The organism is Plantibacter sp. LMC-P-059a (genome assembly GCF_030209505.1).
Lineage (GTDB): Bacteria > Actinomycetota > Actinomycetes > Actinomycetales > Microbacteriaceae > Plantibacter.
Genome location: NZ_JARVRZ010000003.1, coordinates 133198 through 155150, shown reverse-complemented (window position 1 = coordinate 155150; position 21953 = coordinate 133198). Strand labels below are relative to the sequence as shown.

General features: G+C 68.9%; 20 protein-coding genes. 6 read left to right on the top strand and 14 right to left on the bottom strand.

The window, feature by feature from the left end; translation table 11 throughout:
- Positions 1–43: 43 nt before the first annotated feature.
- Genes QRN27_RS08015 through gmd form a run of 3 tightly spaced genes read right to left on the bottom strand, consistent with a single transcriptional unit; the run spans position 44 to position 3200 of the window.
- Positions 44–1231, bottom strand: a complete 1188-nt coding sequence (locus QRN27_RS08015; RefSeq protein WP_285041589.1) for a DegT/DnrJ/EryC1/StrS family aminotransferase — start codon at positions 1229–1231, stop codon at positions 44–46.
- Entirely contained in the window at positions 1228–2163 is a 936-nt protein-coding gene (locus tag QRN27_RS08010; RefSeq protein ID WP_285041588.1) for an NAD-dependent epimerase/dehydratase family protein, read from the bottom strand. The genes QRN27_RS08015 and QRN27_RS08010 overlap by 4 nt, the downstream gene beginning before the upstream one ends.
- A 5-nt stretch (positions 2164–2168) precedes the next feature.
- On the bottom strand, positions 2169–3200 hold the full coding sequence (gene gmd, locus QRN27_RS08005) for a GDP-mannose 4,6-dehydratase (RefSeq protein WP_056012762.1): 1032 nt from the start codon (positions 3198–3200) through the stop codon (positions 2169–2171).
- 90 nt (positions 3201–3290) lie between these two features.
- Here gmd and QRN27_RS08000 point away from each other — a divergent pair, with 90 nt between their 5' ends.
- The 3 genes from QRN27_RS08000 to QRN27_RS07990 are packed head-to-tail and all read left to right on the top strand — an operon-like array spanning position 3291 to position 5362.
- Positions 3291–4178 carry a glycosyltransferase family 2 protein gene (locus QRN27_RS08000; protein ID WP_285041587.1) on the top strand — a complete coding sequence of 296 codons (888 nt, stop codon included), beginning with the start codon at positions 3291–3293 and terminating at the stop codon, positions 4176–4178.
- Between the two features lie 51 nt (positions 4179–4229).
- A complete protein-coding gene (locus tag QRN27_RS07995; RefSeq protein ID WP_285041586.1) occupies positions 4230–4967 on the top strand; it encodes a glycosyltransferase family 2 protein in 738 nt (245 codons plus the stop codon).
- Positions 4964–5362: a DUF2304 domain-containing protein gene (locus QRN27_RS07990; RefSeq protein WP_285041585.1), complete on the top strand. Its 399-nt coding sequence runs from the start codon at positions 4964–4966 to the stop codon at positions 5360–5362. Before QRN27_RS07995 ends, QRN27_RS07990 begins: the two co-directional genes overlap by 4 nt.
- A 24-nt stretch (positions 5363–5386) precedes the next feature.
- On the opposite strand, the gene QRN27_RS07985 is transcribed toward QRN27_RS07990, so the two are convergent.
- The 3 genes from QRN27_RS07985 to QRN27_RS07975 are packed head-to-tail and all read right to left on the bottom strand — an operon-like array spanning position 5387 to position 9022.
- A complete protein-coding gene (locus QRN27_RS07985) occupies positions 5387–6667 on the bottom strand; it encodes a hypothetical protein (RefSeq protein WP_285041584.1) in 1281 nt (426 codons plus the stop codon).
- Between the two features lie 4 nt (positions 6668–6671).
- Positions 6672–7757 (bottom strand): NAD-dependent epimerase/dehydratase family protein, encoded by a 1086-nt coding sequence (locus QRN27_RS07980; RefSeq protein WP_194670665.1) that lies wholly within the window; start codon positions 7755–7757, stop codon positions 6672–6674.
- Positions 7754–9022 (bottom strand): acyltransferase family protein, encoded by a 1269-nt coding sequence (locus QRN27_RS07975; RefSeq protein WP_285041581.1) that lies wholly within the window; start codon positions 9020–9022, stop codon positions 7754–7756. Before QRN27_RS07975 ends, QRN27_RS07980 begins: the two co-directional genes overlap by 4 nt.
- Positions 9023–9230: 208 nt before the next feature.
- On the opposite strand from QRN27_RS07975, the gene QRN27_RS07970 reads away from it, so the two are divergent.
- On the top strand, positions 9231–10892 hold the full coding sequence (locus QRN27_RS07970) for a DUF2142 domain-containing protein (protein WP_285041579.1): 1662 nt from the start codon (positions 9231–9233) through the stop codon (positions 10890–10892).
- A gap of 23 nt (positions 10893–10915) precedes the next feature.
- Here the strand turns inward: QRN27_RS07970 and QRN27_RS07965 are convergent, their stop codons facing one another.
- From QRN27_RS07965 to QRN27_RS07930, 8 genes are all read right to left on the bottom strand, one after another.
- The gene (locus QRN27_RS07965; RefSeq protein ID WP_285041577.1) at positions 10916–12271 is read right to left on the bottom strand and encodes a hypothetical protein; all 1356 of its coding nucleotides are present in this window, start codon (positions 12269–12271) and stop codon (positions 10916–10918) included.
- Between the two features lie 132 nt (positions 12272–12403).
- A complete protein-coding gene (locus QRN27_RS07960) occupies positions 12404–14596 on the bottom strand; it encodes a hypothetical protein (protein WP_285041575.1) in 2193 nt (730 codons plus the stop codon).
- Complete coding sequence (locus QRN27_RS07955) at positions 14593–15066, bottom strand: hypothetical protein (protein ID WP_285041573.1); 474 nt, start codon at positions 15064–15066, stop codon at positions 14593–14595. Before QRN27_RS07955 ends, QRN27_RS07960 begins: the two co-directional genes overlap by 4 nt.
- Positions 15067–15161: 95 nt before the next feature.
- Positions 15162–16097 carry an NAD-dependent epimerase/dehydratase family protein gene (locus QRN27_RS07950; RefSeq protein ID WP_285041571.1) on the bottom strand — a complete coding sequence of 312 codons (936 nt, stop codon included), beginning with the start codon at positions 16095–16097 and terminating at the stop codon, positions 15162–15164.
- A complete protein-coding gene (locus QRN27_RS07945; protein WP_285041569.1) occupies positions 16090–17325 on the bottom strand; it encodes a rhamnosyltransferase WsaF family glycosyltransferase in 1236 nt (411 codons plus the stop codon). Before QRN27_RS07945 ends, QRN27_RS07950 begins: the two co-directional genes overlap by 8 nt.
- 16 nt (positions 17326–17341) lie before the next feature.
- Positions 17342–18877 carry a glycosyltransferase family 2 protein gene (locus QRN27_RS07940; RefSeq protein WP_285041567.1) on the bottom strand — a complete coding sequence of 512 codons (1536 nt, stop codon included), beginning with the start codon at positions 18875–18877 and terminating at the stop codon, positions 17342–17344.
- Between the two features lie 4 nt (positions 18878–18881).
- Entirely contained in the window at positions 18882–19142 is a 261-nt protein-coding gene (locus tag QRN27_RS07935; protein ID WP_194670673.1) for a hypothetical protein, read from the bottom strand.
- Positions 19143–19224: 82 nt separating this feature from the next.
- A complete protein-coding gene (locus QRN27_RS07930) occupies positions 19225–20169 on the bottom strand; it encodes a class I SAM-dependent methyltransferase (RefSeq protein ID WP_285041564.1) in 945 nt (314 codons plus the stop codon).
- A 191-nt stretch (positions 20170–20360) separates the two neighbouring features.
- On the opposite strand from QRN27_RS07930, the gene QRN27_RS07925 reads away from it, so the two are divergent.
- Both QRN27_RS07925 and QRN27_RS07920 read left to right on the top strand, forming a co-directional pair.
- Positions 20361–21200 (top strand): ABC transporter permease, encoded by an 840-nt coding sequence (locus QRN27_RS07925; protein ID WP_285041562.1) that lies wholly within the window; start codon positions 20361–20363, stop codon positions 21198–21200.
- Positions 21197–21937 (top strand): ABC transporter ATP-binding protein, encoded by a 741-nt coding sequence (locus QRN27_RS07920; RefSeq protein WP_082456132.1) that lies wholly within the window; start codon positions 21197–21199, stop codon positions 21935–21937. Before QRN27_RS07925 ends, QRN27_RS07920 begins: the two co-directional genes overlap by 4 nt.
- Positions 21938–21953: the final 16 nt, after the last annotated feature.

The window sequence follows — 21953 nt, the reverse complement described above, 5'->3', positions numbered from 1 at the left end:
CGGAAGCTGCTGCGGACCGGTGGGACGACCGCGCAGACCCAGCCTAGGAGAGTTTGGCCACCGTGTCGTACACGCGGTCGATACCCGCGTGGACCGGGAAGTGGTGGTTGCCGACGAACAGCCCGTCGTCGTGGATCTTGTCGGCCGCGGGGAGCTCGGCGGGCACCTTGGCGTCGAGGTACTTCATGACCGGGTTCTTCGTGAAGTTGCCGGCGACGATGGGACGCGACTCGATCCCGGCTGCCGCGAAGGCCCGCACGAGTTCCGAACGACGGCCGGCGAGCGAACCCTCGAGGACGAGGGAGAAGCCGAACCAGCTGCTCTCGCCCTGCTCCCGCTGGATGCGCACGGAGTCGAGGTCGGCGAACCGTTCCGTCCAGTAGGCGGCGTTCTCACGGCGGCCCGCGATGAGCGACGGCACCTTCTGGATCTGCTCGATCCCGATGGCACCCGACATTTCGAGGGGACGGACGTTGTACCCGGGCAGGACGAAGCGGAACAGGTCGTCCCACTCGTCGCCCGACTTGTCGTGGACCGCGTTGTGCTCGGGGAGACCGCGCGTCCAGCCGTGGGCACGGAGCGAGATGAGCATCTGCGCCGTGGCCTCGTCGTCGGTCAGGATCATCCCGCCCTCCATCGTGGAGATGTGGTGGGAGAAGAAGGCGCTGAACGTGCCCATCGACCCGACGGTGCCGGCGAAGCGGCCGTCGTCCTTCGCACCGAGGGATTCGCAGTTGTCCTCGATGAGCAGCAGCCCGTGACGCTCCGCGAGTGCCGTGAGCGCGGCGAAGTCGTTGGGGTTGCCGAGCAGGTTGACCGCGAAGATCGCCTTCGTGCGCGGCGTGATCGACGCTTCGGCGAGCGCGAGGTCCATGTTGAGCGTGTCGACGTCGATGTCGACGAAGCTCGGGATGAGCCCGTACTGCTGGAGCGGGTAGTAGGTCGTGGCCCAGGACACCGCGGGGACGAGCACTTCGTCGCCCGCCTGGAGGTCGACGCGCTCGTCGAGGACGGCCGCGGCGATGGCGAGGAGGTTCGCGCTCGACCCGGAGTTGACCATGACACCGAATCCGGCGCCGAAGGCACTGGCGAAGTCGCGCTCGAACTGGGCGACGAGGGGCCCCATCGTGAAGCGCCCGCTGTCGACGACGCGCTGGATGGCGGCGTACTCGGCCGCGTCCCAGGAGGAGGTGGCGAGGGGGAAACCGGAGTCGAAGGTGTCGTCGGTCATGATGTCTGGGGCTCCTGAGCTGCGAGATAGGCGTGGTAGCTCACGGCGACGCCGGCCGCGAGTGGGGTGGTCGGGTTCCAGCCGAGCGCGCGGGCAGCGGCGGAGTCGAGGAGGCGCTGATGCACGCCGGAGGGCTTGGAGGCGTCGTAGCGGAACCGACCGGTGAACCCGGCCGCGCGGCCGGCGGCCTCGTAGTACTCGGTGATGCTGTGGTCGATGCCGGGCCCGAGGTTGAGCGTGACCGGCCATGCGGCGAGTGAACCGAGCTGGCCGACGAGCCAGGCGGCGAGGTCCGGCGTGTAGGTGAACTCGCGACGGGCGGTGCCGTCGCCCCACACCTCGACCTCGTCGCTGCCGCTCGTGACGGCGGCGTGGACCTTGCCGAGGGCGGCCGCGATGAGGTGCGCCTGCCCGTGCGTGTAGTCGTCGCCCGGACCGTACAGATTGCTCGGCACGGCGGCCCGGTAAGCGAAGCCATACTGGCGACTCGCGTACTCGCACAGCTTCGTTCCGGCGATCTTCGCGAGGGCGTAGCCCTCGTTGGCGCCTTCGAGGGTGCCGCGCAGGAGGGCGTCTTCGCCGATCGGCTGTGGGAGGCCCTCCGGGTAGATGGCGGCACTCGACACGTACAGCAGTTCCGGGACACCCGCGGCGATGGCGCCACTGATGACCGAGGTGTCGATCAGCAGGTTGTCGAGGAGAAAGTCGGTGGGGCGCTGGAGCTTCGCCTGGATGCCGGCGACCTTGGCCGCCGTGTGCACGATCGCGTCCGGTGCCGTCCGCTCGATGAGCGCCGCGACCGCCGCCCGGTCCGTGAGGTCGGCGTCCGCACGGGTCGCCACGACGAGGTCGTCGCCCGGGCGGAGCGTCGGCCAGACCTCGGCGATGCTCGAGCCGAGCATCCCGGCGCCACCGGTGAGGAGGACGCGCACCGCGCCTAGACCTCCGCGGTGTCGATGTACGGCTTGCCGGACGCGGCGAGCTCGGCGACGTCGGAGTCGACCATGATCTGGGCGAGGCGAGGCGGCAGCACCTTCGGGGTCCACCCGAGCACCGACTCCGCCTTCGCGTAGTCGCCGATCAGGGCGTCGACCTCGGTGGGTCGGAGGTAGCGCTCATCGAACTTGACGTACTTCTCCCAGTCGAGGTCGAGGCGCTCGAAGGAGAACTGCAGGAAGTCCTTGACGGTGTACGCCGTGTTCGTGGCGAGCACGAAGTCGGCCGGCTCGTCCGCCTGCAGCATGCGCCACATGCCCTCGACGTAGTCGGGCGCATAGCCCCAGTCGCGGACGGCGTCGAGGTTGCCCATGTAGAGGAAGTCCTGCTGACCGGCCGCGATCCGTGCGGCGGCGCGCGTGATCTTCCGGGTCACGAAGGTGCCGCCACGGCGGGGCGACTCGTGGTTGAAGAGGATGCCGTTGACGGCGAACATGCCGTAAGCCTCGCGGTAGTTGCGCGTGATCCAGTAGGAGTAGACCTTCGCGACACCGTAGGGCGAACGCGGGTAGAACGGCGTCTCCTCGTTCTGCGGGGGCGGCGTCGCCCCGAACATCTCCGAGCTCGACGCCTGGTAGAAGCGGCAGTGCAGGCCGACCTGCCGGATGGCCTCGAGCAGACGCACGGTACCGATGCCGGTCGTGTCGCCGGTGTACTCGGGCTCGTCGAAGCTCACGCGCACGTGCGACTGGGCGGCGAGGTTGTAGACCTCGTCCGGCTGGATCTCGGCCAGGAGGGTGGCGAGCCGTGAGCCGTCGGCCAGGTCGGCGAAGTGCAGCTGCAGGCGGGGCGAACCGTCGTGGGTCGCCTCGGGGTCGTAGATGTGGTCGATGCGACCGGTGTTGAAGGTCGACGCACGGCGCACGAAGCCGTGCACCTCGTAGCCCTTCGCGAGCAGCAGCTCGGCGAGGTAGCTGCCGTCCTGGCCGGTGATACCGGTGATGACGGCTTTCTTCACGGGGGTCTCAGTCATAGGGTTCCGCTCTGGATCGATGCGTCTGTTCGGGCCGGGAGATCGTCGAAGAATTCCGCACTGCCCGAGAATCGTTGCTAGCTTACCGGAGTGACGCTCGACATCATGATGCCCTTCTACGGCCGCTTCGACCATTTCCGGTCGGCGGTGGAGAGCGTCCTCGCGCAGTCCGACCCGGACTGGACGCTGACGATCGTCGACGACGTCTACCCCGACCTCACCCCCGGGGAATGGGCCGTCGCGCTCGGGGATCCGCGCATCACCTACCTGCGCAACGAGGTGAACCTCCGACCGTCGAAGAACTACCGCAAGTGCGTCTCGCTGATGACCGGTGAGTTCTCCGTCATCATGGGGTGCGACGACGTGATGCAGCCGAACTACGTCCGCCGCGTGCGCGAGCTCATCGCGGCCTTCCCCGACGCGTCGATCATCCAGCCGGGGGTGTCCGTCATCGACGAGCACGGTGAGCCCTCCAAGCCGCTGGCCGATCGGATCAAGGCGATGTACCGGTTCTCCGGCACCGGTGCCCGCGAATACCGGGGCGAGCAGCTCGCGACGAGCCTGCTGCGCGGCAACTGGACGTACTTCCCCTCACTCGTCTGGCGGGTCGAAGCCCTCCGGAAGCACGAGTTCCGGCTCGACCTCGACGTCGTGCAGGACCTCGCCATGCTGCTCGAGATCACGAAGGACGGCGGCAGCCTCGTCCTCGACGACGAGGTCTGCTTCTCCTACCGCCGGCACTCGCAGAGCGTGTCCGCCGTCACGGGCCCCGACGGGTCGAAGTTCCGGCAGGAGCGGACCCTCTTCGGCGAGGCACGACGAGACCTCTCGGCCAGGGGCTGGAACCGGGCCGCCCGGGCGGCCGCCAACCACTGGACCTCCCGCGCCAACGCACTCAGCGAACTGCCCGCCGCCCTCCGCGCCCGCAACGTGAGCGGACGCCGCGCGCTCCTCGAGCACGTGTTCGCGCGCGTCTGACGCGGCCCCACCTCCCGGACGCCACACCCTCCGATTGCTAGGATTCCGCACATGACGATCTCCCTCGACGGCACCCTCATCGTCATGCCCGCGCTCAATGAGGAGGCCTCGGTCGCCGCCGTGGTCCGTGAGGTCCACGCGAAGCTGCCCGGCGTCGCCGTCCTGGTCGTCAACGACGGCTCGACCGACGCGACGACGGCGGAAGCCATGGCCGCCGGCGCGATCGTCGCCGAGCTGCCCTTCAACCTCGGTGTCGGCGGTGCGATGCGCGCCGGGTTCAAGTACGCCCTGGCGCACGGGTACCGGAACGTCGTCCAGGTCGACTCCGACGGCCAGCACGACCCCTCCGGCGTGGTCCGGCTGGTGGAGGAACTCCAGAGCGCCGACCTCGTGCTCGGCGCCCGCTTCGCCGGTGAGGGCGACTACGAGGTGCGCGGCCCGCGCCGGTGGGCGATGGTCGTGCTGTCCGGCGTGCTGAGCGGCGTGGCCAGGACGAAGCTCACCGACACGACGAGCGGATTCCGGGCGACCGGCCCACGCGCCGTCCGGCTCTTCGCCGAGCACTACCCGGCCGAATACCTCGGCGACACCATCGAGTCCCTCGTGATCGCCGCGCGCTCGGGCTGCGTCATCCGACAGGTGCCTGTCGCGATGCGCCCGCGAGCCGGTGGAACCCCGTCGCACAATCCGTTCAAGGCCGCGCGGTATCTCGCCCGCGCCGGACTCGCGCTCGTCTTCGCCCTGATCCGACCGCCGGTCGCGCTGCACGACGGGGTGGTGACCGCGTGATCCCCCTCGGCACCTACCTCCTCGGCATCGTCGCCGCGCTCTTCACCCTCGGTCTCGTCATCGAGATGCTGCGGCGACGCCAGCTCCGCGAGCGGCACGCGATCTGGTGGCTGATCGCCGGCCTCCTCGCACTCATCATCGGCGTGTTCCCGCAGGTGCTCGTCTGGGCGGCCGGGGTCATCGGCGTGGAGATTCCGACGAACCTCGTCTTCTTCGTGAGCATCCTCATCCTCTTCCTCGTGAGCATCCAACACAGCTCCGAGCTCACCACGCTCGAGAACCGCAGCAGGACGCTCGCCGAGGAGAGCGCCCTCCAGGACCTCAGGATCCGGACGCTGGAGCAGCGGCTCGCCGAGCTGAGCAACGGCGACGCCCCGACCGACGGCCGAGGCTGATCCCACTCGAGGCCGGTCGGCCGGTCACGAGCTCGGCGGACGCTCCGGCGACTCCGCCTGCGCGACGGTCGCGCGCCGACCGAGCAGAGCGGCACCCTGGACCAGCAGTCCGGCCGAGGGGCCGATGGTGAGTGCCAGGATCGTGCGCTCGTGCAGGCCGAGCGGGAGGAGGAGCACCCCGACGGTGACGACCGCCGCGACGATCCACCCGCCGGCGAAGGCACCGTGCTGCGCGCGCGAGAGGGTCGCCGCCCCGGTGACGCAGAGGACGCCCACGAGCCCGGCGGTTGCGACGAGGAGCGCGATCGTGCCGCCCGCGAGGACGTCCGGTCGGCCGAACAGGACCGACAGCGCCCACGGCCCGAGCCACCACGCGAGCAGGGCGAGCAGACCGGCCCCCACCACCACCAGGGCGGACAGGCGGGCGACCCAGCCGAGGACGGCGGCGGCATGCGATCGGAAGACGACGACGAGGTAGCTCTGCAACGCCAGCACCACGATCACGACGGGTGCCCTGGTGAGCGTGATGGCGTAGGTGAGGGACCCGAAGGCGTCGGCGGACACCGTGTCTCCGGTCGCTTGGATCATCAAGGGCAGGCCGCTGACCATGACCCCGGTCGCGGCGGCCGCCACCACCGTGCGGAGCACGTTCCAGCCGAGCTCCCGCGGCCCCACGTCGATCCCGAAGCGGCCGACCACCCCGCGCCGGACGGCGATCCAGACCACGATCGGGGTGATGACGAACGGCGCGGCCACGCCCCAGGCCAGCACCGCGGTGTCGGAGGTCACGAGCAGCATCAAGCCGACGATCCCGAACCGCAGCAGGCCGTCGACGATGGTCATGGCGGCCGCTGCGGCCCAGAACGACAGTCCGTACAGGACGCCGGAGACGGCCGCGACGACGAGGTAGGCCGAGACGCCGACGATGAGCGGGAGGACGAGCGACCAGCCGTTCGTCGGGAAGACCGCCCCCACCCAGATCCAGGCGGACGCGGCCAGCACCACGGCGACGAGCGCGGCGGCGATCACGGTGAAGTCGCGGACGACGGGGGCACGGCGGCCGGCCGGGTCGGCAGCGGGGTCGAGCGGGTGCGCGGCGCGGGCGACCTCCTGCTGCACGCCGGACAGCGCGCTCACCAGCAGGTACAGCGCCGACCAGAAGACGGCGAATGAGGCGTAGGCCGCCGTGCCGAGCGCGACACCGGTGAGGACCTGCAGCACGTAGCCCGCTCCGCCGCCGATCGCGGTCGCCAGCAGGATCAGGACGGCGCCGTTCGGTCGTCGGCGCACGACCTCCTCGGGCAAGCCGTTATCCCCGGACGTCGGAGCCACGCTCGGCGGCGATCCACTCCTGGAGGGCGGCGACACCGCGCGTGACGTCCCACGCGGGAGCCCAGTCGAGGCCCGCGAGCGAGTCCTCGATGCTGCACTCCGCGTGTCGGACGTCGCCGTCGCGGTACATGCCGTTGACCACCGGGGCCGGCGCACCGTGGTACGCCGCGATCGCCTGCGCGAGTTCGAGGATGGTGGTGCCGACGCCGGAGCCGATGTCGAACCGGGACACGTCGGCGGAGGGGCCAGCGGTGATGACCGCACGGAACGACTCGGCGATGTCGTCGATGAACACGAAGTCGCGGACGATCCGGCCGTCCTCGTACACCTGGATCGTGCCGCCGTCCATCGCCAGCTGCGAGAAGAGCGACACGATGCCCGTGTAGGAGTTGATGAGCGACTGCCCCGGGCCGTACACGTTCTGCAGACGGAGAATGGTGAGCTTCGCGTCGTGCGCGGCGGTCCACGCTGCGAGGATGTGCTCCTGCGCGAGCTTGGTCGCGCCGTAGACGCTCGTCGGGGCCGGCATGGTGACCGCGGCGCGGCTGGGCAGCGGGGACGCCTCAGGGAAGTCCCACTCGCCACGCTCGAACTGCGCATGCGTGCGCTGGCCGGGCTCGAAGACCGTGCCGTCCGCCCGCTGCCACTGGCCTTCGCCGTACACGGCGCGGCTGGAGGACAGGACGAAGTGGGCCGGCACCTGACCGGCACGCCCGAGGGCGTCGAGCATCTCGGTGGTTCCGACGACGTTCGCGTGGGCGTGGCTCGTGGCCGCGTGGAGCGACTGCGCCGTGCCGGTCTCGGCGGCGAGGTGCACGATCACGTCGGGGGCGACGTCCGCGAGCAGCGCGTCCCAGGCGGCGGCGTCGGTGACGTCGCCGACGACGAGCTCCGCCGCCTCGTGGAGGTCGGCCGGGCGCTCGGCGCTCGGGTGGACCTGCGGGTGGAGCTTGTCGATGACGACCCAGCGGTCGGCGGCCGCAGCCAGCTTGTGCGAGAGCGCGCAGCCGATGAAGCCGGCGCCTCCCGTCACCAGGACGGTTCCGAGGGTTGAAGCAGTCACGACGTGGTGTCCTTAGCTGTAGGCGATTCGACATTCGATGGTACTGGACGACCCGGGCCGGGCTCGACGGCCGCGGACCCGCCTCGTGGGGCGAGCCAGCCGATCCCCCGGCCGGGACCCCAGTCCTTCAGGGCCATGGCCCGCTTCTCGATCCCGTGCCAGCTCAACCAGGCGCATCCCGCGGTGACGAGGATGGTGAGGCCGACCCACGGCCAGTACCCGAGCGTGTTCCACCCGAGGAACGCCGTGAACTGCTGCACGAGGAAGCCGTAGACGTACATCCCGTAGGAGTAGTCGTTCTTGGCGCCGATCCACTGCACCCGCTTCGGGAGTCGAGCAGCGAGCCAGAGGACGAAGTACGCGAACGCGGGATACCCGATCTGGACCCAACCGACCGTCAGCAGCGTCACGACGACCAACACGCCGGCGACGACGCCGAGCAGGTCGTTGAGGGGAATCCGCTTGGAGTAGACGGCGAGCGACGCCCCGATGAGGAACACGAGCGTCAGCTTGATCTTGTTCGGATCCGCGAGCGCGGGGGCGACCATGCCGACGAGCTGCGGTGCCAGGCTGTTGACGATCGACAGGACCCAGAACGCCCCGGCGAGCGCCGGCACGACCCACCTCCGGTGTCGGAGCACGCCGAGGACGAGGAGCGCGGCGACGAGCAGGTAGCAGCCCCATTCGAGCGCGAGCGTCCACAGCGACCCGTTGAAGACGCTGTATCCGACCGTCCGGCCGTAGGGGGTCGTCGTCTGGAAGACGTCGTACACCCCCCACTGGCGGATGCTGAGATCGGCGTTCTGGAAGATGTACATGATCGGACCCGAACCGAGGTAGTCGCGGAGGCCGTTGCCGGACATCCGCCACGCGATGGGTCCGACGATCAGGGCGCCGACGCAGAGGACCGCCCAGAACGCGGGGAAGATCCGCAGGGCCCGACGCCAGAGGAACTGCAGGATGTCCGCCGAGGCACCGCTCTTCGCGATGAGGTAGCCGCTGATCGCGAAGAAGCCGATGACGGCGAACCCGCCGATGGTCTCCTGCCCGTTGGTCCAGCCCTTCGACGGGTCCTCCCCCCATCCGCCGGTGGGGAACGCGTGGGAGAAGATGACCATCGACGCGAGGATCAGGCGGAGGACGCCCAGGGCGTTCCGATGCCCGTTCAGCCCTTCCGAGAGGGAGACGCGGCCGCCGCGCAGGAAGCCACGGCGGTCGCTGCGGCGCCCCGGCTGATCGAACGGGACGTTCGTCGTCGAAGTCATGCCATCCATTCGGTCGGAGCCGCCCGGGCGGGCGCGGGCGCACGATCCGCGGCCTGCAGGCCAGAATACCCCGGCAGCCCTCCTGCTGCGGCGAACGACGGCCCGTCGTCAGCGGGTCCGGGCGGCGCCCCCGGTAGGATTGCGAGCGGTCTCGACTCGGCCCGATGAGTCGCAGCATGCTCACACGCCACCGATAGGAACGACCGCAATGGCCCCGACCTTCCAGGCCCCGACCGATCTCGAGTCGACCGAGACCTCGTGGCAACGTCGGCGCTGGCTGACCTTCCTCGTCGCCTTCGTCGCCCTCCTGCTGCCGATGGCGCTGTGGGCTCTCGCCTCCCCCATCGGCTCGGTCCCGGACGAGCCCTCGCACGCCATCCGCGCAGCCGCGGTCGCCAGGGGCGAGGTCGTCGCCGTCCCGTGGTCGAAGAACCCGACCCTCACCGCTGCGACGGTGCCCGAGAACATCGCCAACGCCCACGACCTCCTGTGCTTCGCGTTCGACGCCGAGGTGACCGCGGACTGCCAGACCCCGCTCCGGGACACCGATCAGACCCTCGTGCAGACCGGGTCGTCCGCCGGCCTCAACAGTCCAGCCTTCTACGCCCTCGTGGGATGGCCGTCGCTGTTGCTCGACGGCGACGCCGCGTTCTACGGCATGCGGATGGTGAGCGCCCTGCTCTGTGCCGCCTCGCTCGCCGTCATGTTCATGCAGCTGACCCTGCTCCCCCGCTTCCGGTGGGCGGTCGTCGGCGCGGTCGTCGGCATCACACCGATGGTCGTGTACCTCGCCGGATCGATCAATCCGAACGGTCTCGAGGTGGCATCGGCCGGCGCCTTCTTCGCCACGCTGCTCGCCACCTTCCGGGGATCGCTGCGTGGGCGTCGACTGGTGGAGCAGGCGGGACTCGCCCTGGTCGCCGCGTCGGCACTCCTGACGACGCGGAGCATCTCCCTGCTCTGGCTGTTGGTGATCGCGGTCGTCGCCCTGCTGCTCGGTCGGCGCGAACAGGTGCTCCGGGTCCTCCGGTCTCCGACCGCCTGGGTGCTCATCGCGGCCATCGCCCTCGTCGGCGGCGTGACGGTCCTCTGGTACCTCACCCCGCCGACGCTCGCTGCACCGTCACCGGCCAGCGCCGTGAGCCCCGTCAGCCTCGCCTTCGTGTTCTTCTTCACCGAACTGCAGACGTTCGACTTCATGTTCGGGATGATCGGCTTCTTCGGATGGGTCGACACGAGCTCACCGTCGCTCACCCTGGCCGCCTGGACGACCGGGATCGTCCTCATCCTCGCGGTCGCCTTCCTCTGGGGACGACGCAGCACGAAGTGGGCCCTGTGGGTCCTCCTCGCGGTGACCGTGCTCATCCCCGGGCTGACCCAGCTGGGCGTCTACGCCCAGTACGGGTTCATCTGGCAGGGCCGGTACACGCTCGCGATGCTGCTCTGCCTGCTCATCGTGGCCGGCCTCGCCCTCGACGACGCCGGTCTCGGGGCGGACGGACGCGTCCGTCACTTCGTGACCGGCGGGTACGCCTTCCTCTTCATCGGGCATCTGTTGGCCTTCGTGATGGTGCTCCGGCGCTACATCGTCGGCGCGAACGGCAGTCTGTCGGAGATGTTCTTCAACGACGGGTGGGAGCCACCGTTCGGGTGGAAGTCGCTCGCCCTCATCTACGCGATCGGGTCCGCGCTCACGGTGCTGGTCCTGCGGCGGCTGTTCATCCGCTCAGCCGGGGCGGACATCTCCCGCGACGACCTCCTCGTCACCCCCGCCGAACGGCAGGAGACGGCGGAGATCGAACGGCTCGACGGTCTCGATCGCGCGCGACGCGGCCTCGCCCGGCCGTCACGCCTCGACCCACCCCGCTGACCTTCCACGCCCGGCGAGGCGGCTTATTGCGGGATCGTGAGGACCAGGCAGTAGCAGAGGAGGGCGACCACCAGGAACGGGATCCGGAGCGCACGACGCTCCGCGAACAACAACCCGGCACAGGCGAGCGCGAACGGCAGGAGCGACAGGCCGTAGCGGGGCACGAGCGCGATGTACTGGCCGGTCAGCACCGCTGACACCACGGCGAGGACCGGTGCGGAGACCGTCGCGACGAGGATGGTCGACGCGGCGAGGTTGCTCTCCGTCGAGAGCCCCCGCGACGACCCCCAGAGGCCGATCAACCCACCGGAGACCAGGAGCGTCAGCACCCCGACCGGGATGATCGCCCCTCCCCCGGTGGAGGCCGGGTCGAGCGCGCCCTCGGCGAGGGCCGGGATGAAGCGGAACAGTTCGTCAGCCAGGGCTGAGGGCGTGAAGCTCGCCGACGCGACGAGGGCTCCGGCGTCCCCGACGGCGATCGCGGATCGGACGACCATCCAGGCGAGCTGCGCGACGACCGCCGCGATGACGCCGCCGACGGTGATGAGCACGAGACGGTCCTTGAAGAAGGTGGCCAGGGGTCGCGGACGGCCGCGCACGGCGCTGAGGCGCTGCAACATGAAGAACACGGCGACGGCCGCGAACGGCAGCAGGAGCTGCAGCTTCAACAGCGCGGCGACGACGGTGACCCCGGCGAGCCACCAGACCGCGCTCCGATGCTCCGAGGCGCGGAGTGCCAGCAGCAGGGCGACGGCACCCGCCGCCATGGCGGGCGCATCGGTGCTGATGAAGGTGTTGGACCAGAACGCCGCGGAGGAGCCCACCATGAGGAGCGACAGCGAGGCGCTCAACATCATCGGGATCAGGAGCCGGCGGAGCGCGAAGAACAGCGCCACGGCCGCGAGGGCCAACCAGAACATCCCGGTGAGCCGTGCCGCGCTCACCAGGTCCACCCCCGCCATCACGAACGGCTGCGCGAGCACCCTGGTGATGGCGAAATAGGCCGGAGTGTAGATGTCCGCGCTCGTGATGCCGCGGTTGGGGAACCCGTTCGGGTCGGCGATGCTCTGCGGATTGCAGTGCGTCTCGGGCCAGCCGCCGACGTTCCGGACGTTGTGACAGGCGAGATAGGCGCGGGCGAACTCGCTGACCCCCTCACCGGTCCGGACGACACCCTGCGAGGACACCTTGGCCACGTAGTCGATGTACATGTACTCGTCGATCGGCGAGACCGCGATGTGCTTCGGGACGTGGACGCCGACGAGCACGGCGCTCGCGACCATCAGGAGGACGGCGACAGCGCGCTCCCAGAACCGGGTGTCGCGACGACGGAACAGCCGCGCTGCGCCGCCCGATCTCCCCTGCGTGTCGGTCTGCACGGACAGCCTCCCCCTCGATGTGCCAGGTCGTGGATCCCGAACCGGGCCCCTGGCAGGCGGATCCGGCGCGTCAGCAGCACGACGGCCTCGCCACCGCGATCATCTCGCGGCGGCGAGGCCGCACACTCGCTCTCAGTAGGATACGGTCTTGCAGCCCAGTGGGGTGTTCGCCCCGACGTTGGACCATGCCGTGCCGATGGCGATCGCACACACCTGGTAGGTGCCCTTCTGATCGAGCGTGATCTGTTCGGCGAAACCGTGGTTGGCGCCGGCCCAGGGGTAGGCACGGGCGACGTCGTTGCGCGTCTCGTCGGCGACGAAGGGGAAGCCCTTGACCGTCGCGTCAGGCCGCGTCACGTAGAAGTGGACCTGGATCGGCGTGCCCGCGAGGTCACGGTCCACCGCCCAGCCCGACACGGAGAGCGTCGCCTTGCCGTCGGTCGTCGGGGTAACCGTGGCCGAGTCGAACGCCCCGGTCGGTGGCGTGGTCCCGAAGGTCACCGTCTGGCAGGGGAACGGCGTGTTCAGTCCGACGCTCAGGGGCGAGACGGCGATCCCGTAGACGCAGACCGTGTAGGTACCCGTCGCCTTGACCGGGAACGACTCCCGGAAGCCGTGCGCGCCCGAGATGCCGAAGGCGCGGTTCACGTCGTCGCGAGCCTTGTCCGCCTTCCGCGAGTACCCCGTGGTCACGCCGCTCGGATCCGTGATGTAGACGTGCGCGCCGATGGATGCGGCCGGCGAGCCGGCGTCATAAGTCCATCCGCTCACGGAGATGGCCGGAGCCGTCGGCGTCTGGTCCGCGACGATGGCATCGACCTGACCGTTCGGGAACGCCTTCACGTAGTTCGCCGACTGGCATTCGAGCAGGCGGTTCGCGCCGATGTTCTTCCAATACGTCGGAATGGCGTAGGAGCACACCTGGTAGACGCCGGGCGTCGTCACGGGGATCGACAACTCGAATCCGTGGTTGGCGCCGGCACCCGGGAAGGTGGCCCCGATGTCCGGACGGGGCTTGTTCGCCACGAGGGACGTCCCCACGACCTTGCCGCCCGGCTGCGTCACGTACACGTGGACCTGCGAGGAGACCGACGAGGCGTCGGGATCGAGCGCCCAACCGCGGACCTTGATCGCGGTGGAGCTTCCAGACCCGGTCGTGACGAACTCGTCCACCTTGCCCAGCGGCGGGTTCTGCGAGACCACCGTCGTCTGGCACTGCAGGAGACGGTTGTTGCCAGACAGCCCGATGCCGTAGACACAGGCCTGATAGGTGCCGCCCTGGGTGACCTCGATGTTGGTCGAGAAGCCGTGCGCGTTGCCGGCACCCGGGTAGGCGCCCCCGACGTCCGGCCGCGACTGACTCGCGACCAACGGGGTGCCCTTGACGCTGCCGTCAGGGTAGGTCACGTACACGTGCGCCTCGATCGAGCTGGACGACCGGTTCGAGTCGAGGGTCCAGCCGCGGACCGACAGCGTGGCGGTCTTCGCACCGACCGACGCCGTGAACTGGTCGACGGAACCGATGGGGTTCGGGACGTCGGTCGGCGATCCGAACCAGTCCGAGTACATCCGCCAGAAGTTGCGGTTGCCGTAGGCGCCGCATCCGTCGCCGGTCCCGTACAGGTTCGCGAGTGCGGACGCGTTGGGCTGGTAGGGCGTGTAGTTGTACAGTCCGGCGGTCGCCGCGTTCTGGATGTAGACCTGGCTGCTCCCGCACGCGGCGTTGGGGTTGAACCGCACCGTGTTCACCCGACCGGGGACGTGGTTCCACCGGGTCGGGTTGGCCTGGTAGTTCTTGAACTGGAGGGCTGCGGCGTAGACCTGGTTGAAGAAGCCGTAGTAGGTCGAGTCGCAGTCGGCGGTGTCCGGGCAGCCGTACCCGGTCGCGCTCCGGTACTGGCGCGCACTGGGCCAGTCGTCGGTGATGATCCCCTGCTCCTTCTCGAGCAGGACGATCATGGCCTTCTGGCTGAACCCGCAGGCCTGACCGACCTTGGCGATGATCTGCGCGGCGGACTCGTTCGCAGCACCGATGTACGCGGCGCAGCGTCCGCTGACGGCGGCCCGTGTCGGCGTGGCCTGCCGGTAGTCCCTCAGGCAGGTGTACCCGGACCGACACGTCGGGACGGCACTGTTCAGGAACGACTGCACCTCCCCCGCGGACATCGACGCACCGTCGTAGAACAGCCCGTCGGAGATGATGTTGCCGGGGTTGAAGTTCCGGGCGTCGGCCGCGCTCGCCGGTCCGGCGGTGGGGATCACCGTGAACAGCCCCGCCAGGAGCGCGATGACCGCGATCATGACGGCTGGGAATCGACGTCTCATGGGATCTCCAATGGGGAGCTGGCGGAGGCGAGCTCCGAGATGGTGGCTGAGGTGTAGCTGACCGAGGCGCTCCACGGACCGGAGGTGAACTGGTCGATGGGCACCTGCACGGTGCCGCAGCTGGTGGTCGCCCGGTCGGCGAGTCCTTCGGCTTCAGCGGTGACGACCGCGTCCCCCGCGGTGAAGGTGAACGTGCAGGTCCCGCCGTTCTCGATGACGCCGGCGACGTAGGCCGACGCGGACACCGCCGCACCGTCGGCGTCGACGGTGGCGAACACGAGGACGGCCTCCGGTGGGACCGGCGTCGGGTCCTCGCCCTTCGCGGTCGACTCGTTGCCGGGTGCCAGGGTCGAGGTCGTGGGCGACGGCGACGACGTCCCCGTGGTGGGTCCCGTGCATCCGACGAGCGCGGATGAGACGATCAGGAGTATCCCGACGTATTGCCAGGTCGGCCTCGTACGGTCGCTCATTGACCTGTGTCCTCTCAGCGGGTGGTTGTACCCCGAATCAGGGTAGCGGGCCAAGCGGCCGGTCTCGGACAATCGTTACCAGATCGGCGCGTCCGTCATCGCGCGGCGTCGCGCTCCTCGAGGATGCCGTTCCAGGTCGCCCGGACGCCGTCGTCGAGCGATTCGAAGCTCGGACGCCCGAATTCGGCCGCGTACCGCCCGATGTCGAGGACCACACGATCGACGAAGGTCACGGGCACCGGGCGCACTTGTTCTTCGAAATCCACCCCCGTCACACGACGCAGGGAAGCCAGCACCTCGCTGACCGTCAGCCCGCGTCCGCTCCCGAGGTTGTAGACCTCGTGCTCGTGCTGGCGACCGACCATGCGGGTGATCATGCGGACGACATCGTTCACGAAGATGTAGTCGCGGACCATCGAGCCGTCACCGAACCGGACGACGGGCTCCCCGACGGCGATCTGTCGGAGCGCGATCGGGATGAGACCCTGCTTCTTGTTGTGGTGCTGCCGCGTGCCGTACGGGTTCGAGATGCGGAGCGCCGTCGAACGGAGACCGCGGACCGCCTGGAAGTAGCGCAGGTAGTTCTCGATCGTCAGTTTGCCGATGGCGTACGGCGACACCGGCAGCGTCGGGTCGGTCTCGACGTACTCGGCGCGGTCCTGGGCCCCGTAGATCGCTCCGCCCGTGGAGGCGAAGTAGAAGTGACCGACGCCGGCCGCGGCACAGCTCTCGAGCATCTCGACCGTCTGCGCGACGTTCGTCCGGATGTCGAGCGTCGGGTCGTTCTGCGCCGTCGCCGGGGTCGTCGTCGACAGGAAGTGGAACACGAGGTCCATGCCGGCGACCGCTGCGTCGAGGTCGGACCGGCTGAGGAACTCACCGCGGACGATCTCCACCCCGTCGGTGTCGAAACTGGGCTCGCGTGAGCTGAACCGGTCGAACGCACGGACCCGGTGTCCGTCGGCCTTGAGTGCGTCGACCAGGTGCGAACCGATGAACCCGTTCGCACCGATGACGAGGGCGTCAGCCACGCATCGCCCGTTCGAACGCCTCGACGAACTGTCGTCCGCTGTCGTCCCAGCTCGTGTGCTCCAGGGAGTCCGCCATCGCGATCGAGCGTTCGACGGCGTCCTGCCGCGAGACCACCTCGACGAGGCGCTTGGCGATCGCACCGGGTGCGGGCTGCACGTACTCGATGAAGGGGTTGTCCGAGACGAGCCGGTTGTTCGGCGCGTCGTTCACGACCGGTGCCACGCCGCTCGCGATGAGTTCCAGCGGGAGCAGCGACATGTTGGAGAGGGAGAGCACGAGCCCTGCCGCGCAGCGGTTGTAGATCGGGTTCAACTCCGAGATCGACAGTCCGGAGAGGTTCTTGTACTCGAACGGGATGTCCCAGTCCGAGACGTCCCAGCCGGCCATGTTGATCGTGTAGTCCGGTCGCTGCCTGGCGAACTCGCCGAGGGCGATGACCCCCAGCTCGAATGCACGCCGCGGGGTGACCGGGCGGGCGTAGAAGAAGATCTCCTTGCGCGGCGCGCGGTTCGTCAGGCTGTAGTGCGTCCGGTCCACCGAGAAGTCGAAGTGGTCGGTGGGCATGCCGTACTCGTCGTGCAGCTTCTTCGAGAGCCAGCCGCCCGCGGTGATGCCGTGGAAGCCGAAGTGGTAGGTGTTCTCGGCCAGGATGGCCTCCGAACCGGACGGGTAGAAGGCCGGCTCGAAGTCCTGGACGAAGTAGAAGCGACGCGCGCGTGACCGATCGCGGAACACCGGGTAGGCGGTCTCCCAACCCGTCGCGAAGATGGCGTCGACGTCGTCGGCCACCCCGCGCTCGTCGAGGTTGTGCACCCGCGCCCGCACGTCGGGGTACGCCGGCGACTCGCGGAGCAGCTGCTTGAGGTCGGATTCCTTGACGATCACGCCGAGGCTGTTGTAGATGTACACGCTGCACGTGTGTCCGGCGCGCTCGGCGTAGTCGATGAAGCGGAACAGGTTCTGGTGACCACCGCTCGTCGCGCTCGGCGGCGACATCACCCAGGCGATGTGCGACTTCCGGTCGCGGACGACGACCGGGTCCGACAGCTGCGGGCCGGGCTCCGTCCAGTCGACGGCGAGAGCGTCCTCGAGCTTGACCGGGAGGATGAGCTTCTTCCCCGCGAACCTCGACTTGATGTTCAGTTCGACGCGCTTCCAGAAGAAGCGGGGACCTTCGTGCTTCAGGACGGACAGGGCGTTCCTGAAGGTGGTGATGACTGATCTCATATCGGCGGACCGACCTCTATTCCGGGAATGGCCAGTATTGCGGCTGGTGGAGTCGGTGGCGCCAACGCCGTCCGAGGGTCTCGAGCTCGTAGGCGCGGACGCGCGCATCGCGGGTCTTCGACTCGAAGTGGTACAGCTCGGCTCGTGGCGTCCAGTAGGCCTGGTACCCGAGCTCCGCCACCTTGAGGCAGAAGTCGACGTCGTTGAACGCGCCGGGCAGCAGCGTGGTCATGCCGCCGACCTCGAGGTACACGGATCGCGGGAACAAGGAGCAGGCGGCGGTCACGCCACCGACCTCGCGCTCGACCTGGAACGCGTGCTGCGATCCGGCCGACCCGCGCGGGACCTGCAGGCCGATGTGCGTCGGACTGCCCATCCAGTAGTGGTGCCCACCGTGCTGGATGGTGTCGTCCTCGTAGTAGAGCATGCAGCCGGCCATGCCCGCGCCCGGGAGCTGCGCGAGACGCAGCAGCGACTCGATCCAGTCGGGCGTGATGACCTCGACGTCGTCGTTCAGCATGAGGACGTACTCGCCGACGGCGCTCAGCACGCCGCGGTTCGCCTTGGCCGCGAAGTTGAACGGCAGGTCGAAGTCGACGACGACGAGGCGGTCGCCGAGCAGTGCGCGGGCCTCGTCGATGACGGCGGGCTCGGGGTCGGTGTCGACGACGAGGACGACCTCGAGGTTCTGGTACGTCGTCCGTTCAACGAGGCCGCGAAGGGCGTGCAGGAGGTAGCTGTGGGGCTCGCCTCCGGCCCGCAGCGGCGCGCTGTAGCGCGCCTGGGTGGGGATGACGACGGACACGAGTGGCTCGCCGCGGAGGGGACGCACGGTGGTGTGGACGCCGTCCGCGGCGACCGCCCGCACCTCCCCACCGCCGGTGGCGGCGAGGTGACGCTCGAGGACCGTCCGGACCTGCCCGAGCTGCGCCTCCGCGAACGCGCCGATGTCGCGGCGCGACGGTGCGTGGAACAGCACGCGTGGCACGTGGAGCGTGACGGCACCGGCCTGGACGCACCGCAGCGCGGCGTCGTAGAGCTCGACGCCGTCCACGTCGTGGGACAGCCCGCCGATCTCGGCGAGGGTGTCGCGGCGGAACAGCAGCAGGTCGCCGTAGTAGAACTGGCAGCGCAACCGCTCCGGTGCCGGCCCCTGCTTGGAGACCACCTCGATCCCGCCGTCGGGACGGACGGCGGACTCGTCGGAATAGACCACCGCGGCGTCGGGTGCGAGCGCGAGCCAGTCGACGAGGGTCTGGATCGTCTTCTCGTCCGGCACGCCGACGTCCGGCAGCACGGACACGAAGCGGCCGCTAGCCGCGGCGACCCCGGTCTCGATCAGCCGGCTGATCGGCGCGGACGCCGCAGCGTCGGCACGGACGATCGACCGGTGATCAGGGACGGTCCCGACAGGAGCCACGAGCACGAGTTCCCAGTCGGTCTGACCGGTCAACGAGGCGAGCAGGTCCTGGACGCGCGCACCGTCGGGACGGATGGCGAGGAAGGAGACGAGCGGAGCACCGGTCGTCCCGGAAGCAGAGGGGATGGCCATCGGGTCAGGCGCGTCCGCGCTTCAGCACGCGGAGCGGTGCCAGCACGGCGCGGCCCGCCTTCCAGGTGCGCGTCGAGTGGACCGCGGCGAGCTGCTGGCGCAGCCCCTGCATCTCGCGCTCGAGGACGTCGAAGTCGTCCTTCGTCGGCGAGAAGTAGATCGATGCTCGGGCGAGTTCGGCCTCGAGCCCGATCACCCGGTCGACGAGTGCGAGCACTCGTTCCTCGCCTGCCAGTTCGGCCGCCGTCGGGCGTTTCGTCGTCATGGTCATTCCCTCGTTCGATTCCGTCGGGCGGGTTAACCCGACGAGTCTAACATCGGCCCGATCCCGGCCCAGTGGCGCTTGTTCAGCGGCGCCGGGCGCGGTCGACGAGCCGACGGAGCGGGCTCGTCGCCCGCCACACCGTGCTGTCGGTCACCTCGGTGAAGCGGTCGCGTGCCCGCTGCAACTCGATCTCGAGCTGGGTCGCGTGCAACCGCACGGCATCGAGCTCGGCCTCCTGTCGCTCGACCGCCGCCAGGGCGTCCGACCGCTCCTGCATGAGGCCCGCCCGTGCCGTGACGACCGCGCCGAGGCGTGCGTAATCGGCGCGCACCGCATCAGGGTCGGCCCGTCCGGCGGCGAAGAAGTCGACCAGCGGCTGTGGGAGGTCGCCCAGGCCGAGCACGCCCAGGCCGTGCCCGTGCTCGAACTGGAACGTCGAGTCCGGGTACCGCTCTGACAGTTCGGCCCACAGTCGGTGGACACCGAAGCCGCGCTCGAACTCGAAGGTGTCGTGGAAGATGACGACCGCCGTGGCCGCGAGCTTCGGCCGGTAGGTCTCGAAGTCCTCCACGGCGTCCTCGTACCGGTGCCGTCCGTCGATGTGCAGCAGTTCGATCGATCCGTCCTCGAACTGGTCGACGGCGTCGCTGAAGTAGGAGCGGATGAGTCGGGAGAAGCCGCTGTACGAGGCCTCGTTGATCTCGGTGACCGACCGATAGACGTCGTCGCCGTAGAACCCGGCGTGCTCGTCGCCCTCCCAGCTGTCGATCGCCGAGCAGCTCGTGTCGAGCCCGAGACGCTGCACGGCCTCGCAGACGGCGAAGTACGAGAAGCCGTTGTGGGAGCCGAGCTCGACGAAGGTCGTCGGACGAAGCGCGTCCACGAGCCAGAAGGCGAAGGGAGCGTGTTCGTGCCAGGCCGACGGGACGACGTGCGTGGGCGACCAGTACGAGGCCTTGCCCACCCAGGAGACCGGGGTCTCAGTCGTGATGTCACCGAGCCCGAGCGCCGAAGCACCTCTCATCATCGAACCGTTCCTCTCGTCGACCTCGGACCGCCGAAAGCCGAACGAGTCCTCGTATCCGCGATCAACCCTAGGCCACGTCGCAGACCGTATGACGGGCCGCGCAGGCCGCGCCGGTCCCGGGCTCACAGGATGGCTACGGTATATTGTCCGGGTTGCGCACCCGTGTCACCCGAACCCCAAATCGAGGCTCCATGCAGTATCTCAGGGATCTGGCATCCGCCAGGGAACTCCTGGCGAATCTCACTCTCCGAGACATCCGCGGCCAGTACAAGCGGACCATCCTCGGTCGCCTGTGGTCGCTCGTGAGCCCGCTGTCGTCGATGCTGGTGTACTCGTTCGTCTTCTACTTCCTGCTCCGCGCCACCCCGGACCCCGGAGACCCGAGCGGCCTGCACATCTTCGCCGTCTGGCTCCTGTGCGGCCTCCTCCCCTGGTCCTTCTTCTCCGGCGCGCTGTCCGCGAGCATGAACTCCATCGTCGGCGGAGCGAGCCTCATCACGAAGGTGTACTTCCCGCGGGTCGTCCTCCCGATCTCCTCCGTCCTCACCATGGGCTACAACTGGCTGTTCGAGATGGGCGTCCTCGTGATCGTGCTGTGCGCGGTCGGCGGATGGGGCGTCATCCTGTGGCTCCCGCTGGTCGCCGTGTTCATGGTGGTCCTCGCCGCCTTCGCGACCGGCGTCGGGCTCATCCTCGCGATCGCGAACGTCTACTTCCGCGACACCCAGCACCTCGTCTCGATCCTCCTGCAGATCTGGATGTACCTGACCCCGATCATCTACCCGCCGTCGCTCGTCGAGGTCCAGTCCGACAAGCTCGGCGGCCTCCTCGGGACGGACATCACGGTGATGAACATCTACGAGTCCAACCCGATGTTCCACTTCGTCTCGGTGTTCCGGAACCTGATGTACGACCAGCGTTGGCCCGACCCCGCAGACGCCCTCGCGTGCGTCGCCTGGGCGCTCGTCGCTCTCGTCGGCGGCTTCCTCATGTTCACCCGTAAAGAGAAAAGACTGGCCGAGATCCTATGACCGAAACCGCCGTCCACGTCGACTCCGTCAGCAAGAAGTTCCGCCTGTACCACGAGCGGAACCAGAGCCTGAAGTCCGCCATCATGCGCCGCAAGATCTCGGTGCACGAGGACTTCTGGGCGCTCCGCGACATCACCTTCGACGTCCCCGTCGGCTCCACCTTCGGGCTCATCGGCAGCAACGGTTCCGGCAAGTCGACCCTGCTGAAGTGCCTCGCGAAGATCCTGTACCCGGAACACGGGAACATCAGCGCGAACGGCAAGGTCGCCGCGCTGCTCGAGGTCGGCTCCGGGTTCCACCCCGAGCTGTCCGGCCGGGAGAACGTCTTCCTCAACGGATCGATCCTCGGGATGAGCCGCAAGGAGATCCAGCGCAAGTTCGACGACATCGTCTCCTTCTCCGGCGTCGAGCAGTTCATCGACCAGCCGGTGAAGAACTACTCCTCCGGCATGTACGTGCGTCTCGGCTTCTCGGTCGCCATCAACGTCGACCCCGACATCCTGGTCGTCGACGAGGTCCTCGCCGTCGGTGACGCCGAGTTCCAGCAGAAGTGCTTCCAGAAGTTCGAGGACTTCAAGGCCGCCGGCAAGACCGTGATCCTCGTCAGCCACTCGATGGGCACCGTCAAGCAGATGTGCGACCACGCCGCCTGGATCAACAAGGGGAACCTCGAGCTCGTCGGCCCGGCCGATCCGGTGATCGCCGCCTACGAGGCGACCTACCCGCACCAGGGCTGAGACCTGCTGCTCGGCG

What these genes read in the sequence shown, in the direction of transcription:
- QRN27_RS08015 (WP_285041589.1), bottom strand. Translation starts at nt 1,231, where the DNA reads ATGACCGACGACACCTTCGACTCCGGTTTCCCCCTCGCCACCTCCTCC.
- gmd (WP_056012762.1), bottom strand. Translation starts at nt 3,200, where the DNA reads ATGACTGAGACCCCCGTGAAGAAAGCCGTCATCACCGGTATCACCGGC.
- QRN27_RS07995 (WP_285041586.1), top strand. Translation starts at nt 4,230, where the DNA reads ATGACGATCTCCCTCGACGGCACCCTCATCGTCATGCCCGCGCTCAAT.
- QRN27_RS07975 (WP_285041581.1), bottom strand. Translation starts at nt 9,022, where the DNA reads ATGACTTCGACGACGAACGTCCCGTTCGATCAGCCGGGGCGCCGCAGC.
- QRN27_RS07970 (WP_285041579.1), top strand. Translation starts at nt 9,231, where the DNA reads ATGGCCCCGACCTTCCAGGCCCCGACCGATCTCGAGTCGACCGAGACC.
- QRN27_RS07960 (WP_285041575.1), bottom strand. Translation starts at nt 14,596, where the DNA reads ATGAGACGTCGATTCCCAGCCGTCATGATCGCGGTCATCGCGCTCCTG.
- QRN27_RS07955 (WP_285041573.1), bottom strand. Translation starts at nt 15,066, where the DNA reads ATGAGCGACCGTACGAGGCCGACCTGGCAATACGTCGGGATACTCCTG.
- QRN27_RS07945 (WP_285041569.1), bottom strand. Translation starts at nt 17,325, where the DNA reads ATGAGATCAGTCATCACCACCTTCAGGAACGCCCTGTCCGTCCTGAAG.
- QRN27_RS07940 (WP_285041567.1), bottom strand. Translation starts at nt 18,877, where the DNA reads ATGGCCATCCCCTCTGCTTCCGGGACGACCGGTGCTCCGCTCGTCTCC.
- QRN27_RS07935 (WP_194670673.1), bottom strand. Translation starts at nt 19,142, where the DNA reads ATGACGACGAAACGCCCGACGGCGGCCGAACTGGCAGGCGAGGAACGA.
- QRN27_RS07930 (WP_285041564.1), bottom strand. Translation starts at nt 20,169, where the DNA reads ATGATGAGAGGTGCTTCGGCGCTCGGGCTCGGTGACATCACGACTGAG.
- QRN27_RS07925 (WP_285041562.1), top strand. Translation starts at nt 20,361, where the DNA reads ATGCAGTATCTCAGGGATCTGGCATCCGCCAGGGAACTCCTGGCGAAT.
- QRN27_RS07920 (WP_082456132.1), top strand. Translation starts at nt 21,197, where the DNA reads ATGACCGAAACCGCCGTCCACGTCGACTCCGTCAGCAAGAAGTTCCGC.